We start from the raw sequence: 17,302 nt of genomic DNA on the forward strand, positions 1-17,302 counted from the left end.
ATAATATTATTATTTTAATAAGATGCGTCAGCTATGTTCTCTTTTGTGATAGCTACATAATCAAGCCAAATATGTTTTCCTGTCATTTTTTTACCTAAGTTTTCTGAAGTTACTGCCTTTCCTTCATCTAATAAAGTTATTACATCATAAACTGTATTTCCTAATGTTACAGGATTATTTAAACTTGTTGCTAATAAGGTTCCTTCTTCTAGAGCACTAACGCCTACTTTTGTAGCATCTACTCCTACTACTGGTATGTATTTACCATTTTTGAAATATCCAGATGCTTTTAGTGCTTCAATTGCCCCTAAAGCCATATCATCATTGTTTGAGAATATTGCATCAATATCATCACCTTGTGCTGCTAAAATAGATGCAACTTGATTCATTGCTTCTCCACGTTGCCAATTACATAACATTTGTGACAAAGAATTTACTTCAATACCATTTTCTATTACTCTTTCAATTGATTTTTCAGTTCTCATCTGTGAATCATAATTACCTTGCATTCCTACAAGCATTACATAATCAAGTTTTCCATTACCATTTCTATCAGCTAGTTCTGGATTTTCTTTCCAATATTTAGAAACTGCATCACCTTGTATCCAACCTGATTGTTCTGCTGCTGAAGAAATATGGAAAACTTTATCATAAGAGTTTAATTCCTCTTCAGTAGGACTTGTGCAATTGATAAATAAAATTGGGATATCTTGCTCTTTTGCTTTAGCAATCATAGAAGCACTATCATTTGGACTAATATTATTGATACAAATGTAGTCTACTTGTTTTGCAAAAAGTGTATTTATATTATTTGCTTGTATAGCTATATCAAATTGACTGTCAGTTGATAATATTTCTACATTACCATTTTCAGCGGCTTTATTTACAGCGTTTCTAGCAGCTGTAATGAAAGTATCTCCATAGTTATACCATACAAATCCTGCTACACTTTTCTTTGATTCAGTTTCTTCACTACCTTGGCCAAATACAACCATTGAACAAAGCAACATTAATCCAATAAACGAAAAAAATCTTTTTTTCATAGTTCATAACTCCTTATACATTATGTTAAAATTATCAAGGAGATATCTTCACCTGTATATAGAAATATGATATCAATTCAGCTGTAAAAAAATGAAAAGTTTGCCAAATTTTGTAATTGTTGCCTTATTTTGTTAATTACAATTATTAAATTGTTAATATTTTAATAAAATAAAAAAAACATTATCAAAGCTGATAATGCTTATTAGTATAATCATTGGATATTTGTTAAGCTTTAACATTTTTCCTAATGATGATTTTCTTCACGATGTAATTTATTATTGTTTAATATTTAATTTTTTCTATATAGTTACCATAATAATAAAACCTACTTAAAAAAGTTAAGCAATCTCTAGCATTTTTATTTTTAAATATATCATTTTATAGAATTGTGATATTAAATTTATCAATTAATTCAAACATTTCCTTTGCAAAATCACATTTTATTGGAATATTTAAATCTTCTTGATTTTTTTTTAGATTTCTTAAACTTGATATACTTATTTCTATAGGAATCTCACCTTTTGTATAACCACCAATAAATTGTTTAAATTCATCTAAATATTCACATTCTTTAGAAGGAAAATTAAAATGATTTCTACTTACACATGAAACAATCCATTTATTTAGTTTCTCCATTGTTAAATGAAGAACTAGAAAATCCTCGAAATTCATATATGAAAACAAAAAATTTGGAATATCAGGTGATTTCATTTTATAATAATCCATATCTTTAGAATCATTTCGTTTATAGATATCCCAATCAACCCAAATCCATATATCACCTTTAGGGTTGTGTTTTCTTTCACTTTTGTATTTACTTATGACAGCTTTATATTGTCCACCATCGGAAGGTCTGGCAATAAACGATAAGGGGATTTCTTCCTCATTAAACAAACGATTAAGTTCTTGAATATATGCCCTCTCTGAAGGACCTTCACAAACAATAATAATAATTTGTTTTTGCAGCCACATAAAAAGATATTCCTCCAGCTAAATATATGAATATGGAATACCAGAAAACTTTCCTTCTAAATATTGTTTTCTAAAACTAGTAACATTTCTAACACCATTAAAATCTGATATTCTCTTAAATGTTGTTCCTTTTTTTAATGTTTTATTAATAATACCTATCTCAGAAACTCTAATCATAGAGTCGTCCATAATAACAGTATTATGAGTTGTAAAAATAAGCTGAGCATTATTTTTATTATACCTTTTATCCTTAAATAATCTAACAATTTCAACTAACAGATAAGGATGTAGAGAATTTCCTAATTCATCTATAACTAAAACGGTACCCTTTTGTAATACCGCTAAAATAAGGCCTAATAAACAAGCAACTCTTTGAGTACCATCAGATTCTTCATTAAAATTAAATTGTACTTCATTTCCATTTATATCTTTGTGATAAGAGTTAATTTCGATTTCTGTATATTTATTAGTACTTAGATCGTGAATATACTCATGATTTCTTCGTAATTTTAGATTTTGATTTTCATTTAACTCATTTTTATTTAATTCCATTCGAGTTATATCAATATCTAATTTACGCAAAAGAGAAACCACTTGTTTAAATGCATTTTGTAAATCATCTTCTTCATTATTTGTTTTAGAAAGTTTTTCTATTCCATAAGAAAAAGGAAGTTTATTTACACCATACACCTCTAAATCTTTAGATAGAAATATGAATGGATTTCTAATATATGTATTTAAACCAGAATAATTTTTGCCTATAACTTTAAGAAAAGTAGTACAAAACTTTCTATCTTGGTTTAAACATTCTACATTAAAAATGTTTTCAAGTTTTTTTATTGGGTAAGTTGATGTTGCTAATTTCTCAAAATTTAATTGTCTCTGATCTATTGAGAATATACAATTATCACCTTGATTAAGCTTTTCATATATTATCTCTTTTTCATTAACTTTGAGTGTGTATAAATATAGATTTCCATCTTTTATAAATTCTATCTTAAATACTATTGGAGCATTTCTATGATGTAATCTATTGGGATTATAATAAACTTCACTATACTTTAATCTAACTATTCTATTAAGAAGAGAAAAAGCCTGTATTATATTAGATTTTCCTGAAGCATTTGCTCCATAAAATGCAAGAACTGGCACTGTCCTATATCCTTTTTCTTCTAGAAAAGGATAATTATTCATCTCTTTATAACCATTTGGTGCTTTTTTCTCAGCATAAAGCAATGGAATTGTAACATCTAAAATTGATTTGAAATTCTCTATCTGGAAAGATAATAACATATTATACCCTCCTATTTATTAAATATATTATCATCTAAAATGGAAAATACGTCAAGATAAACATTTTTTTTGTTTATATTAAATATAATAAAAAAGATTTACAAAAATATAGGTTATTTTCAAAATCACAAACAATATACTGAGATGAGTTACTAGACAGCAGAAAAATAATTTCACGAATCCTTGTTAGTTTATTCCCAAAGGAATAATATATTAATTATGGGTAGACAAAGAAGGGCAATTAGCAAAGACACTTAACTAAAGGTTGCAATAGATACAATACAAGAGGAAGCTACAGTACAAGAAATTGCAACAAAATATCAAGGCTTTCATTGTGGAAAAAAAGTTTGTTAAGATATGATTTATCACCTTTTGAAGATTTGAAAAAAAATTAGAAAAAGCAAATTATAAAATAGAGTTCATTATTAAAGCTTATGCTAAATCTCAGCTTGAATTAAAACTTCTAAAAAGAGATTAATTTATCAGATTAGATATTTTTGAGATAATTACTCTAGAACTGCAATTTCTTTGATTACATAATTTAAAATCAACAGCAAAACACTACATGATGGTTCAAGTCGATGTGTTAATTTTAGATGTAAATAATAATCATAAAGTAGCACACTTAACATTTAATGTCCGAATGAACATAACATTGTCCAATAAAACGTTAGCACCTCCGTATTAGTGTTTGGATGTTTTAGTATTTTCTTGTTATTTAACTAAACTTGCTCTAAGCATTACTTCATCTAGTTGGATGTAAGTAATGCTTAAGTTTTTTAATATATTTGATCCATACATTCTTTCAAAAATTTCGTATGGTATAAATGATAAGATAAGTGCGGCTCTTTCCATTAATAACTTGACGTTTATAATCTAGAGCAAGATACAAGAGATCAGAACAAAGGCCCAATCTAGAAAAACACTTAAAAGGACAGAACAAAAAGCTCACTCCAACAAAAGAAAGATCTCTAAATATTGGAACAACTATGGTTGAGTCAAGTAGCGTAATTAGAAGATATTCTAATTACTAAAGGGTTTGGGGAAAAATTAAATTGCAAATTTTTATTATATGACCATAAATTTTACTATTAAATTTATGATAGAATCATAAAAATATAAAAAAATGTTTATTTTAAAGATAAATATGTTATAATTTAGATAGAATAAAAGAAGGATTAAAAAAATATGTATGTTAAAAGAAACATTGATTTATCAAAAATACTTAAAAACAAATCATTATTTTTATTTGGACCAAGGCAAACAGGAAAAACTTCATATATAAAAAATCAATTAACTATTGAGCCTGTCTTAAAATATAATTTATTTAATGCAAATGTATTTTTAGATCTATCAAGTGATCCTAGCTTAATTAGAAAAACAGTTGAAGCTTATGATTATAAAGATTGCTTAATAGTTATTGATGAAATTCAAGAATTACCAATTTTACTAAATGAAGTACAATTGATGATTGATGAGAGAAATATAAAATTCCTTTTAACAGGTTCAAGTCCTAGAAAATTAAAAAGACAATCTTGCAACCTATTAGGAGGTAGAGCTAGATGGAGAAATTTCAATGCACTATCATATTTTGAACTTCTAAATAATAATATTTCACCTAATTTAAATTTAATTTTAAATAATGGATTGATACCAAGTATTTACCTATCTGATGACCCAGAAGAAGATTTAATTTCTTATACTTCACTATATTTGACTCAGGAAATTAAAGCTGAAGGGATAACTAGGAAACTGTTAGATTTCACTAGATTTCTTAAAGTTGCAGCATTATCTAATTCTAAAGAAATTAACTACACTAAAATAGCAAATGATGCACAAACTAATAATCAAGCCGTTATGCAATGGTTTGGAGTATTAGAAGATACTTTACTAGGATTTTTCTTAGAGCCTTACAGAAAATTAGAAACAAGAAAGTCTATTTCTAGAAAAAAATTTTATTTTTTTGATACCGGGGTTGCAAGAGTTTTAAAACGTGGTCAAATGATAAATTCCACAACCGATACGGATTTTGGTGAGTACTTTGAACAATTTATTATTTTGGAAATTAAAAAATATATTGATTACAAAAATCCAAGAACTCAAATTAATTATATTAGAACTAACACTGGTTTTGAAATAGATTGCCTATTAAATAAAGAAATAGCCATTGAAATAAAATCAAGTAATAAGATAAATGAAAGGCATTATAAAAATTTAAAATTATTAAAAGAAACTTATATCAAAAGAAAAATAATCGTCTGTACAACTGATACTTACTATATTGAAAGAGATATAGAAATTATGCCTTTTAAGTTTTTTATTGAAAAACTTTGGAACGATGAAATTTTATTTAGTTAATGCTATTTTGAGAATATTTGTAATAAATCATCCAAAAATATTTATAAATTTATTGTACTAGCATAAATTTTATTAAATATTTTATGATTCAATCATAAAAAAACAATATTATTTAAATATCATTCTATAAGCACCAAGTCTTAAATTACATTATTTCAAACCTATTTTTTAATAAATTAATTATAAATTACCAACAAATTACAATTGTGAAGAACTTCAAAACAAGCTCTACACAATTGTATTTTTAGTTTTAAGAAAGGAGCGCATCCTATTTTATATCATAAACACTTCTTGCTTTTATATTAATTGGATTTCCTTCTAAAACTTTAATAATTTTTTTACCTTTTTCCATATCAAAGAAATTGTCTTCTAATACAAAATCTTCATTATCACTATAGAGTTCTATATTTTTAGCATAGTTTTCACATTCAACTACTATTGAATTATCTTGAACATAAGCTTTAATCTTTGGATCTTTAAAATGGTAATGCTTTGGTTGGCAAAAAAGAATTGAACCTTCGCTTACTATTTTTCCATTGACCTTATAGTTATAAAAAAGATGGTTTTCTCTATAATCTGTTGAATTAAAATCAATCTTTTCTAACCAAAATGACTCTAAGCTATTAACAGAAACTTCAACTTCATCTTGCTTAATTATATTAGACTTACTATCTATTAAAGCCCAAAATACTTTACCATCAACATTACTTAAGGTCTCGTTTGTTACACAAATTTTAGCAGTTGTTTTTATTTTACTCTTTCTTTCTGCAACCACTGATTTCATACAAGTGGATTCACTCTCCTCTTCTACACTTATCATAATAGGACTAAAGAACCTTTTTGCATAATAGTGAAGAGCTTTCCATCTACCAAAATAATCTATAGAAGCCCAAGAAGCAACTGGCCAAATATCATTTAACTGCCAATAAATAGCTCCCATGCACCTTCCTCTGTTTCGTCTCCAATGTTCAACTCCATATTTTATTGCCTCCCCTTGCAGTAATTGAGATGCATAAAGCAAAGTATTAAATGAAGTTGGATATAGATAATTCATTGACAAATAAGTTAGAATTAACCCATTTGCTCCTGGGTTTCTCTGATGCATTTCTAAAACATGAGAAAAAATATTCTTATCTTCTTCTAGAGCAAATGAATCTATAGTTTTTTCACAAGGAAATGATTGAAATCCAAATTCTGATACATATCTAAAATAATAATTTCGATAATCACTAAAAGGTTTACCACCATGCCATACATCCCAATAATGAACATCTCCCATGTTCTCACTATTAGGATCATTAAATGAACCGCCAGAAGATGGAGAAGATGGCCAATATGGTGTTACAGGGTCTACTCTTTTTAAGATATGCGGAATTACATGTTCATATAATCTTATATACTGAGCTCTAGTATTATTATCACTTGAATACTTGCCTTGTATTTCAAACATTTCCATCTCATTATTTCCACACCACAAACCTAAAGAGGCATGATGACGGATTCTACTAACATTTTCTTCTATTTCTTTAGTAATGTTTTCTTCGAAATCAAAATCGAGTGGATAATTTGCACAAGAGAACATAAAGTCTTGCCAAACAACTAATCCTAACTCATCGCAATAATCATAAAATTCATCACTTGGATAATAACCACCACCCCAAACTCTTATACAATTAAAATTAGCTAATTTACATTGTGTTAGTAATTTTTTAGTTTTTTCTGGTGTAATTCTTGATAGAATATTATCTTCAGGAATATAATCAGCGCCCATGGCAAAGAAATCAATTCCATTGATGCAATGAGAAAAACTCTCCCCCCATTCATCTTTTTTTCTAGATAAAGTTAATGTTCTAAGTCCAATCTTTTTTTCACTATAATCTATTAAACAATTATTTTCGATTAAAGAAACTTTAACCTTATATAAAGGCTGAGAACCTAACCCATTAGGCCACCAAAGCTTGGGATGCAAGATTTCAAAATCTTTATTATTTTCTAAAATATATATTTTATTATCTGGAGTTTCTAATTCTATCTTTAAAATTGATTTTTTAGATTGAGTTACTGAAACGTTAAGTTTAACTATATTGTTTATATGCTGTTGCTTTATATTTATATCAACAATTTCACTATCATCTAGAGAAATTAATTGAATATCTTTGAAAATACCCGCATCAGGTAATCGAGGACCCCAGTCCCAACCAAACATGCAATGGGCTTTTCTTAGATGTGGAAAACCTTCCATTGCATGTTCACTTCCACCATAATAATTATTCTTATTTTCTTCTTTGATCCACTTTGTTGGTGAATCAATTTTTATTTCTATAGTATTTTCATCTTGTAAAATTGATTTTGGAACAGAAAATCGCCATTTTCTGTACATATTATTAGTTTTTCCAAGTTTAATATTATTAATTGAGACAGTGCATAGAGTGTCTAAACCAAAGCATTCTAAAGCAATACTTTCTTTATTTTTTAACTCTTTACTTAATTTAAATTTTTTTTTGAAAATAAAATCATTATCCATAATCTCTAATGCTTTAAGCTCATTATCTCTATAATAAGGATCTTCAATTAGTTTTGAATCAAGTAAAAAAGAATATACAGATCCTGGAACGTTTCCTTCTATATTATTAATCTTTAAAGATGGAATTGATAATTCCCATTTTCCATTTAAATTTTGATGTATCATACGTTTTATAATCCTTTAGTTATCCTTCTTGATTTTCTATCCTTAATTGTTGATTAATTTGTTAAATAAAGCACAGTCTAAATTATTATTGTTTAAATACAATTGGTTTAATTTATTATTAATTGCTTTTATGAATCTCAACTTTTAATATTTATATAATAACATATTGCCACTAATTACTTTCTAATAAAATATAAGAGTATTTTTTAGAGGGTGTAAAATAAGTTTACTTTATTTTTTATTTGAGAGTAATGCTAAATTTTGATTAATTAACTCAATTCTTTGTTTTACACAATCAACAGATCTTAGTGGATCTGATGGGGTATTAAAAGTATAATCTATTAACCTTTCAATTGTGGTTGATGCAACATGAAGTCTAGTATCACTTGAAGCATAATATATATACACTTTTCCTTCATCCTCTATTACGCCATTTGTAAAAGTTACATTAGATACGTCTCCTACTCTCTCTTCACCTTGTGGGGCAATATAATAACCACTTGGCTCAGCAATAACTTTTGAGGGATCATTTAAATCAGTTGCAAAAACATAAATAACATATCTAAGTCCTGCTGCAGTATTTCTAACTCCATGAGCTATATGTATCCAACCTCTATCAGTTTTAATAGGAGGAGCCCCAGCTCCGTTTTTTGCCTCTGTAATAGTATGATATTTTCTTAATGATGTCATTTTTTCTTCTTCAATTATAGCATGAGTTATATCATCACATAAGCCAATACCAATTCCCGATCCAGATCCAGTTTCTATAAAACTATCCATAGGTCTAGTATAAAAACAATACTTACCATCTACAAATTCACTATGTAATACTACATTCCTTTGTTGCTCAGATCTTTTAGTTATTAAATTGGGTAATCTCTCCCAATTTACTAAATCTTTAGTTCTAACAATACCTGCATCTGCTTTTGCAGCAGATAAATCATTTGAACTTATATCTTTACTCTCACTACAAAATACTCCATAAATATAACCATCTTCATGCTTAGTTAGTCTCATATCATAAACATTTGTTTCATTTTTATAGGTATCTTCTAATAAGATAGGTTTATCATCAAATTTAAATCCTTCTGTAGGTCGATTAGATCTAGCTATAGCAAAAAAGCTCTTTCTATCTAAGCCTTCAACTCTTGCCATTAAACAGTATTTCCCATCAAATTTTATAGCACCACTGTTCATTACAGCGTTAATACCTAATCTCTGTAAAAATAGAGGGTTGGTTTCTTTATTTATATCATACTTCCAAAATATAGGAGAGTGCTCTGCTGTTAAAACAGGGTATTTGTATCTATTATATAATCCATTATAATCTTCTGTTGGTTCATTTTTTCTATTAATTAAACTTTCAAGTTTTTTTTCTAATTCAAAATATTTATTATGTATCATTTTTTAATCTCCTCATCATTTCAAAACACATTCTTCCATTATGGTATGGGCATTTCCATTCTTCAATTATATCTTTTTTACTAGTTGGATTTAAATTTTTGTCTATATCCCAAAACCACTCTCCACCTTTTCTTTTATCAATCATATATCTATTTATAAATTTGAAGTTGTTAATTGAAGCTTGTTTAGCTTTTATGATATTCCAACGTTGATAAGCATTATAAAAGCCAATTACACTTTCACACTGAACCCACCAAACATAGGTTTCATCATTTATTTGATTTTCACATTCATTAATAACACCACCATTTTCTTCAATAGCAGTATTTAATACATTTATAGATAATTGTTTTAAAAGTGGATCAATTTTATTATGTATTTTATTATCATCTATTAAATCTAATGCCCAACACATTAACCAGGAGGTTTCTATATCATGTCCATAAGAATGAAGATCTATTAATGAATTATAATCTAAGTCAAAAAAAACTTCTTGCCTGTTTTTTTCTTTGTTATATACTTTATTTTCAAATATATTAAATATTTCTATTATAGATGTTTTTACTTGTTTATCTTTAGTAGCTTCATAAAGACCAGAATATCCCTCAAGCACATGCAATAGAGTATTCATCGTCCTATTCGCTATGACTCCATTTTCAGATAATTTATCGTTTATTAAGGGCTTAAAATCAGAGGTAAATGATTCAAGATAACCTTTTTCATCTTTGCATTGAGATTCAATTACTTTATATAAATCATAAGCTAATTTTATGGCTTTTTTATTTTTTGTAGCTCTATAATATGCTGATAAAGCATAAATTCCAAAAGCAATATTATAAGTATGTTTTGTTGAATCTATAACCTTACCTTTTCGACTTACTGACCAAAATATTCCACCATTAACTTCATCAAGGCAGTGATCTACTAAAAATTGAAAGGTTTTATTTGTTTTATCAAGAACCTCATTTCTATTTCCAATATTCTCAATTAAACAAGTTGATAAAAACCAAAGTATCCTAGAATTAAAAATACAGCCTTTATCTGCATTTTTTATAACATTATAATCAAAATCTACTCTGCCATAGACACTAAAATACTCTTCATCGTAGTTACTTAGCCAAAAAGGGAGTATTCTCTCTTCAAGTTCTTTTTTAAAATCATTAAATTTCATAATTTATCTTTTCCCTAACTCTATATCACTTTCATTTATTTCAGAATTTCTTTTAATAAAATCAATTATTAAATCAACCGTTGAGATAGCAAGGCAAAGATATGTGTCACTAGCACCATAATATAAAGCTAATCTTCCTGTTTCACTATCGCATAAAGTTGAACAGGGAAATACTACATTTGGAACAAAACCTGAGGTTTCATAACTTTCTTCAGGTGTTAATAAAAATCTAGAAGATCTGTATTTAACTATACTAGGATTATCTATATCGAGTATGGCTCCTCCAATTGAATACACATAACCATTACAGGTTCTACTTACACCATGATATAGTAATAACCATCCTTCACTTGTCTCAATTGGAGATGGACCAGCACCTATTTTTAAACTTTCCCACCAGTTGTCAGTACAACCCATAACATGTTTGTGTCTGCCCCAAAACTCCATATCTATTGATTGAGAGAGGAAAATATCTCCAAAAGCAGTATGTCCTCCATCACTAGGTCTTGAAAGCATTGTATACATATTATTTATTTTTCTAGGAAATAACACAGCATTTCGATTAAACGGAAGGAAAGGATTTTCAATTCTGGTAAATTTTTTAAAGTCGTTGGTTTTAGCAATTCCAATTGCAGCTCCATAAAAATCCTGACACCATATTATGTAGTATGTGTTTTCTATTTTTACTAATCTTGGATCATAGGCGTATTTAGGCATGAAGATATTATTATCTTCATCATAAAATTTTACTTTTTCCTTTTCAATTGTCCAATTTATGCCATCTTTACTATGAGCTATATAAATAGATGGAATACCATTTGTTTCTTCTCCCCTCAAAGCACTAACAAATTCATCATTATAAACAATAGTTGCTGAATTAAAAACTCTAGTTATGTTTTTAGAAGGATTTCTATTAATGATTGGGTTATTTGAATATCGCTCAAAAGGACTATTTATATTTGCTTTAATACTATTTGGCCATGGAAAATTTGATATTTTCATACCATTTAATATTTCATATTTCATTTTTCATATCTCCTTTTATAACTTTTACAACTAGAATTCTTATTATCTTTACGAATTTAAAAAATCCAAATCAAATTCTTTATTATTTTTTATTTGGGTGGTGTTTAAAGTCCAAGCATTATACATAGCACATGTAATTATATAAAAAGAAACAGCTCCGGGATCTATAACTCCTATTGATTGCTTGGATAAATATCTAGCTCTGCCTTTTTTAGCAACCATATTAATAGTATTGAGAGCACCTTCTTTTGCTCCTTCTGCTGCAATTTTCCATGCATCAGAAACACATCTACATTTATTGTCTTGAATGTTTTTAGATAAAATATTATATGCCTGAGATACTGCATCAATCATCGTTTTATCTCCTACATTACTTTCACTGAGATCTATTAATGATTGAAGTGTCTTCTTATATATTTCTTGAACGGTTAAAACAGTTATATCTTTATTATCTTTTATTGCTAATAATTCAATAGATGTTTGTATAAAAAATGTACTAAAAATAGGGCCAGAAGCTCCTCCCATTGTTTTCAACATGCTAATTCCAATAGTTTTGTAAACATCAGACAAACTATCAAAATCTGCTGTATTTTGAATATTGGAAAATGCGGCTTGCATCCCTCTTTTTATTGTAATACCATGATCTCCATCTCCAAGGTATCCATCTAATTTACACAGTATATCCATCTTGTCATTAAATTCTCTATTTAATATAAAAGCTAAATTATTAGCATATTCTTTATTCGTAAATTTCATTTTGTTTTATATCCCTAATTCTTCTATTCTAATATTTCTAACTCAGATATAGTGGAAAAAGCTTTTAATTGTTTAGAAATATCGCCTGGAACTACTACTAGATGATGCTCTATACCATTTTTTACTATCAAATCTATGATTTTAGAAATTGATATCGTTTTGTTTAAAATAGTAATATTTGTCAACCAACCTCTTGTACCTGTAAAACCTTTTACATCTATATCTTCTATATCTCCACTTAGTGAAAATATTTTGTTTTTAATATTTGATAGTCTCAATGCAGTAACTTTTTGAGTTTTAAAGCTACCATCAAATGAACAGCCTAAGCTCTTTTGTGTAGAATTTTTTCTATTTATCATAGGATGATTAATTATATTTAAATCTTCCATTTTGTTAGACATTAGTAAACAAGTTGTTATTCCACAATGCCATAGTAATAAACTCTCTTTGTCTTCTAGAATATCAGCAATATCATAAACCATTGAGGTAGATTTAGATAATTCATTAGCTACTATCATAGTAACAACTCCCATTAAATCACCTTCACATGAGACGGGGATTTTTAAAACATCATTAATTAAAGATAGTGTTACACAAGGAGTTATTTCATATTCACTTTGAAAAGTTGGCCAACAACTCACTGATAATGCACTTAATTTTTTTTCTTCAATTAAATCTTTAAGTGCTAAATATAATCTTAGGGTGTGATCAATTGATTTATTGGTAACAAAGATATTATTTTTTTTAAATTTAAAATCTATAAAGGTTTGTGAAACTCTATCATCATCAATTTTTTTAGCTCTATTTATAAGGTTTTGTTCACTAAAACTCTCAGTTTTAAAGCCATATCTTTCTTTAGCTTCCTCTAATCCATAGTTCATATTATTAAAACCATAGGCTGTTTTACCTATTAGGCCTATTTTACTATGTTTTAATCTTTTCAATGCTTTAATGGCAGAAAAATAATCATTTAATTTTGGAAATAAAAGATTTGAATTTCCATATAACCAATCTTTTATAATTGATTTACCATGTTTATGATGCATGTTACTTGTTGATACAAACATAGATAAAAGAGAATGTAATTTAACATCACCTGTTTTGAACTCTTCATAAGGGGCCCAAACTAACTTGATACAATTTATTTTAATAAACTCTTCAAATATAGGTTCATCACAAAAGCTACTAGTTTGAATAATTAAAAGATCTATATTTTGATTATCTAAATAATTAATTGTAGATATAACATCTTCATTAGTTATATTTAATTTTTTATTAGTTATTAACTTTATATTTTCATCTTTATATTTATTTTCTAATAGTGCTATTGATTTATCAATAACTTCTAATTCTTTAGCATAATAATTATTTGATCCTAAAAAAGCTAAACCCACATTTAAATTTATCATTTTGTATCCTTTTAATTAAATAAAGATGAATCAGCTTTATCATCATATAATTCTATCATTTCACATGTTGCTTTACAAAATGCTATTGAAATTCCATGAGTTTCTTGCACAGTTACATAAGTTCCTACGAAGTTTCTAACAATTTCAATATTTTTATCTTTTAGAAATTTAAATAATTCTTTGTAGCAAATCATTAACTCTGCATAAGTTGTACTTCCACTGTTATTTATCATTGCAAAAATCTTATCACCTTCTTTAAATGGTAAATCGTCAACTAAACTACTTGCCATTTGATATACTGTAGATTGGGCATTTTCTGCTTTTTGTATTTTTTGACCGGCTTCTCCATGAACGCCTAACCCTATATTTATTTCTCCGTCATTTAAATTAAACATTGATTTATTTGTTATTGGATTTGTACCAGAATGAAGAGCACAAGCTATAGTTCTAGTATTATTTCTAACCTTTTGAGCTAATGAAAAACACTCTTGTAGTGAATAACCTCTCTCACATGCAGATCCCACAATCTTTAATGTATAAAATAGTCCTGCTGTACCGCGTCTCTCTTTTTCTTTTCCCTTTGGGGAAGAAGCAATATCATCATAAAAAATAAACATTTTAACTTTGATATTTTCTAATTTGGCTAACATTAAAGCCATTTTTGCATTTAATATATCTCCTGCATGAGAAGATACTAAAAGAAGTACTCCTTTTCCACAATCTGCTTCCTTAAGCGCTTCTAATAATTGATAAGGTGTAGGAGCTGTAAACACCTCTCCTACAACATTTACATCTAATAAGCCATAACCTACTAAATCTATCATACATGGTTCATGACCAGAGCCATTGCCAATGACAAGCCCAACTTTATCTTTCTTTTTATATTTTCTACACAATAAATTATTGTTTTCACCTTTTACAACAACTTTATCATTGTGAGAGAGAATATATCCTTCAATCATTTCTTGTACAATTTTGTCTTTATCATTTATTAGCTTATTCATTTACAATCCTAACTTAGATAGCATCCTAAGATGCTATCTAATTATATTTTTATAGTAAAACTCTATTTACATTCTTTTCCATTTCAGCAGCTGCTTCAGCAGGAGTAACTAATCCTAATGACATTCTCTCTAATACTTTATTTGCTTCAGAGACAACTTGAGCCCAGTTTTTTGTAAATGTTGGAGTCTCCCCAATTGCTAATGCACCTTTCCAAGTTTGTCTTGTTGCATCATCAACATATGGGTATAAACTTTCGATTTCTTTTTCAGCTAAGGAAACCATTGGTGGAGTACCTTTTGCAATTCCTGAAGTTAAACCTTCTTTTGAAGCAAAATATTTTATTACTTCAGCAGCGTCTTGTGGATTTTTAGCTCTATTTGCTATTGCCCAACCATCAATATAGAATCCTGTTACACTTCTTTCATCTTGTGGTAAGGCTGCAACACCCCATTCAAAGTCTTCAATGTCTGAGAAATATCCCATCCACCAATCACCATCCATGAATGTTGCAAGTTTACCTGCTTTAAACAAATCTGCAGGTCCTAATGCTTTTAATTCACTATAAGATGGAGAAGCATTGTTATCAAACATTATACTTTGGACATATTCTAAAGCTTCAATACCTTCTTTAGTATTTATTGCACATTGAGTTCCATCTTCATTAATAAATCTTGCATTATGTTGCCAAATTAAAGGTAATAACCATCCAATTTCAAATGTAGTTGAGAAACCATATTGTTTATTACTTGAATTATCATTAGTTAAAAGAGTTACAGTTTGTAAAAATTGATCCCAATTCATTGACTCACTCCAATCAGATGTTGGGTATTCTAATCCAGCTTCATCAAAAAGGGTTTTGTTGTAATAAACAGCAATAGAAGTACAACCATTAGGAAAACCATAAATTTTGCCATCTTTTTGGTAACTATCTATCATAGCACCGTAATAAGGTGTGAAATCAAAATCTTCCATGTAAGGAGTCATATCCATCAAATAGTTATTTGAGATATATTGATCTTTATAAATTACTGATACATCTAAAATATCTGGGGGATTTTTTGCAGCCATTTGGGTCATTAATTTTTGATTGAACTCATCCCAGTTTTTAACATAATCTCCTTTTACTGTAATTCCTGTATCCTCTTTAATACTTTTAAAAAGTTCTTCATATGAGGCCATTTGAGCTTCGTTCACACATAACATAGCTCTAACTTCTTTGTTTTGTGCTTCCTCTGTTTCTTGTTGTGCTTTTTGACCATTAGCAAAAATACTAACCATTGTAAAACATACTATTAAAAAAAGGGTGAGTTTTTTCTTCATGTTTTTATATCTCCTTTTTATTTTTATTATCCTTTAATTCCGGATAAAGAAATTCCTTCTATAAAATACTTTTGTGCAAATATATATACTATTAATAATGGTATAATAGACATTGTGGTGGCTGCCATTATTTGAGCCCAGTTAGATGAGAAAAAGCCTTGTAGTGCGTTGATTAAAATAGGTATTGTGAACTTTTCTGGCGATATTAAAATTACATATGGACCTAAAAAATCATTCCATCTTGCTATAATTGCAAATACTGCTACTGAAGCTAATGCAGGTTGAACTTGTGGTAACATTATTGATTTAAAAATCTTCCATTGAGAACAACCATCAATTAATGCGGATTCAATTAAAGCATCTGGTAATGCTTGGAAAAATTGCTTGAGCATAAATACCCCAAATCCATTTGTAAAAATAAAAGGAATAATTAAGGCTAAATGCGAATCTATCCAACCTATATTTGAAAATAATATAAATTGAGGGATTAGTGTTATTTGAAAAGGAATCATCATGCTCAATAAGTAAATTGAAAATAATGGACCTTTAAATCTAAATTGCATTTTTGCAAAAGCATATGCTGTTAAACTACTGAAAAATACTGTACCAACTGTACAAATTGCTGTTATATAAAAACTATTAAACAAGCCCTGTAAAAATGGAATTCTATCAAATACTCCACTGTAGTTTGACCACATGATTTTAGAAGGAATCCAAGTGGGAGGAATTGTAAAAACCTCTAGTTCCATTTTTAATGATGTATTTATCATCCAATAAAAGGGTAATAACATTACAATGGATAATAAGATTAATGTTATAAGTGCTAATGTATTATTTTCTTTCTTTATACTCATA

Annotated in this window: 14 protein-coding genes; 1 reads left to right on the forward strand and 13 read right to left on the reverse strand. The window is 27.9% G+C overall.

The features are described from left to right. Positions 1–14 precede the first annotated feature (14 nt). The 4 genes from ACZ5SO_RS06410 to ACZ5SO_RS06425 form a co-directional block, all read right to left on the reverse strand. Positions 15–1,043: a galactose ABC transporter substrate-binding protein gene (locus ACZ5SO_RS06410; protein WP_464627543.1), complete on the reverse strand. Its 1,029-nt coding sequence runs from the start codon at positions 1,041–1,043 to the stop codon at positions 15–17. Between the two features lie 379 nt (positions 1,044–1,422). Further along, entirely contained in the window at positions 1,423–2,016 is a 594-nt protein-coding gene (locus tag ACZ5SO_RS06415; RefSeq protein WP_464627544.1) for a hypothetical protein, read from the reverse strand. 18 nt (positions 2,017–2,034) lie between these two features. After that, complete coding sequence (locus tag ACZ5SO_RS06420; RefSeq protein WP_464627545.1) at positions 2,035–3,309, reverse strand: AAA family ATPase; 1,275 nt, start codon at positions 3,307–3,309, stop codon at positions 2,035–2,037. 714 nt (positions 3,310–4,023) lie between these two features. After that, on the reverse strand, positions 4,024–4,164 hold the full coding sequence (locus tag ACZ5SO_RS06425) for a hypothetical protein (protein ID WP_464627546.1): 141 nt from the start codon (positions 4,162–4,164) through the stop codon (positions 4,024–4,026). A 333-nt stretch (positions 4,165–4,497) separates the two neighbouring features. On the opposite strand from ACZ5SO_RS06425, the gene ACZ5SO_RS06430 reads away from it, so the two are divergent. Further along, positions 4,498–5,667: an ATP-binding protein gene (locus tag ACZ5SO_RS06430; protein WP_464627547.1), complete on the forward strand. Its 1,170-nt coding sequence runs from the start codon at positions 4,498–4,500 to the stop codon at positions 5,665–5,667. A gap of 268 nt (positions 5,668–5,935) precedes the next feature. On the opposite strand, the gene ACZ5SO_RS06435 is transcribed toward ACZ5SO_RS06430, so the two are convergent. The 9 genes from ACZ5SO_RS06435 to ACZ5SO_RS06475 all read right to left on the reverse strand — a co-directional run bounded on the left by ACZ5SO_RS06435 (position 5,936) and on the right by ACZ5SO_RS06475 (position 17,301). Next, the gene (locus ACZ5SO_RS06435) at positions 5,936–8,356 is read right to left on the reverse strand and encodes a beta-mannosidase (protein ID WP_464627548.1); all 2,421 of its coding nucleotides are present in this window, start codon (positions 8,354–8,356) and stop codon (positions 5,936–5,938) included. Positions 8,357–8,587: 231 nt separating this feature from the next. After that, positions 8,588–9,760 carry a glycoside hydrolase family 130 protein gene (locus ACZ5SO_RS06440; protein WP_464627549.1) on the reverse strand — a complete coding sequence of 391 codons (1,173 nt, stop codon included), beginning with the start codon at positions 9,758–9,760 and terminating at the stop codon, positions 8,588–8,590. After that, positions 9,750–10,931, reverse strand: coding sequence for an AGE family epimerase/isomerase (locus ACZ5SO_RS06445; RefSeq protein ID WP_464627550.1), 1,182 nt, complete (start codon positions 10,929–10,931; stop codon positions 9,750–9,752). The genes ACZ5SO_RS06440 and ACZ5SO_RS06445 overlap by 11 nt, the downstream gene beginning before the upstream one ends. A 3-nt stretch (positions 10,932–10,934) precedes the next feature. Further along, positions 10,935–11,957 carry a glycoside hydrolase family 130 protein gene (locus tag ACZ5SO_RS06450; protein WP_464627551.1) on the reverse strand — a complete coding sequence of 341 codons (1,023 nt, stop codon included), beginning with the start codon at positions 11,955–11,957 and terminating at the stop codon, positions 10,935–10,937. A 48-nt stretch (positions 11,958–12,005) separates the two neighbouring features. Then, positions 12,006–12,713: a dihydroxyacetone kinase subunit DhaL gene (gene dhaL, locus ACZ5SO_RS06455; RefSeq protein WP_464627552.1), complete on the reverse strand. Its 708-nt coding sequence runs from the start codon at positions 12,711–12,713 to the stop codon at positions 12,006–12,008. A 23-nt stretch (positions 12,714–12,736) separates the two neighbouring features. Next, positions 12,737–14,122, reverse strand: a complete 1,386-nt coding sequence (locus tag ACZ5SO_RS06460; RefSeq protein WP_464627553.1) for a hypothetical protein — start codon at positions 14,120–14,122, stop codon at positions 12,737–12,739. Positions 14,123–14,133: 11 nt separating this feature from the next. Beyond that, on the reverse strand, positions 14,134–15,126 hold the full coding sequence (locus ACZ5SO_RS06465; RefSeq protein WP_464627554.1) for a dihydroxyacetone kinase subunit DhaK: 993 nt from the start codon (positions 15,124–15,126) through the stop codon (positions 14,134–14,136). A 49-nt stretch (positions 15,127–15,175) separates the two neighbouring features. Continuing rightward, positions 15,176–16,447, reverse strand: coding sequence for an ABC transporter substrate-binding protein (locus ACZ5SO_RS06470; protein ID WP_464627555.1), 1,272 nt, complete (start codon positions 16,445–16,447; stop codon positions 15,176–15,178). Between the two features lie 26 nt (positions 16,448–16,473). Then, positions 16,474–17,301, reverse strand: a complete 828-nt coding sequence (locus ACZ5SO_RS06475) for a carbohydrate ABC transporter permease (RefSeq protein ID WP_464627556.1) — start codon at positions 17,299–17,301, stop codon at positions 16,474–16,476. Position 17,302 lies beyond the last annotated feature (1 nt).

The sequence above is a fragment of the Pleomorphochaeta naphthae genome (assembly GCF_055396005.1).

Coding starts and splice junctions, on each gene's coding strand:
- ACZ5SO_RS06470 (WP_464627555.1), bottom strand. CDS start 16,447: ATGAAGAAAAAACTCACCCTTTTTTTAATAGTATGTTTTACAATGGTT.
- ACZ5SO_RS06425 (WP_464627546.1), bottom strand. CDS start 4,164: ATGGAAAGAGCCGCACTTATCTTATCATTTATACCATACGAAATTTTT.
- ACZ5SO_RS06430 (WP_464627547.1), top strand. CDS start 4,498: ATGTATGTTAAAAGAAACATTGATTTATCAAAAATACTTAAAAACAAA.
- dhaL (WP_464627552.1), bottom strand. CDS start 12,713: ATGAAATTTACGAATAAAGAATATGCTAATAATTTAGCTTTTATATTA.
- ACZ5SO_RS06415 (WP_464627544.1), bottom strand. CDS start 2,016: ATGTGGCTGCAAAAACAAATTATTATTATTGTTTGTGAAGGTCCTTCA.
- ACZ5SO_RS06460 (WP_464627553.1), bottom strand. CDS start 14,122: ATGATAAATTTAAATGTGGGTTTAGCTTTTTTAGGATCAAATAATTAT.
- ACZ5SO_RS06440 (WP_464627549.1), bottom strand. CDS start 9,760: ATGATACATAATAAATATTTTGAATTAGAAAAAAAACTTGAAAGTTTA.
- ACZ5SO_RS06475 (WP_464627556.1), bottom strand. CDS start 17,301: ATGAGTATAAAGAAAGAAAATAATACATTAGCACTTATAACATTAATC.
- ACZ5SO_RS06420 (WP_464627545.1), bottom strand. CDS start 3,309: ATGTTATTATCTTTCCAGATAGAGAATTTCAAATCAATTTTAGATGTT.
- ACZ5SO_RS06435 (WP_464627548.1), bottom strand. CDS start 8,356: ATGATACATCAAAATTTAAATGGAAAATGGGAATTATCAATTCCATCT.
- ACZ5SO_RS06450 (WP_464627551.1), bottom strand. CDS start 11,957: ATGAAATATGAAATATTAAATGGTATGAAAATATCAAATTTTCCATGG.
- ACZ5SO_RS06465 (WP_464627554.1), bottom strand. CDS start 15,126: ATGAATAAGCTAATAAATGATAAAGACAAAATTGTACAAGAAATGATT.
- ACZ5SO_RS06410 (WP_464627543.1), bottom strand. CDS start 1,043: ATGAAAAAAAGATTTTTTTCGTTTATTGGATTAATGTTGCTTTGTTCA.
- ACZ5SO_RS06445 (WP_464627550.1), bottom strand. CDS start 10,931: ATGAAATTTAATGATTTTAAAAAAGAACTTGAAGAGAGAATACTCCCT.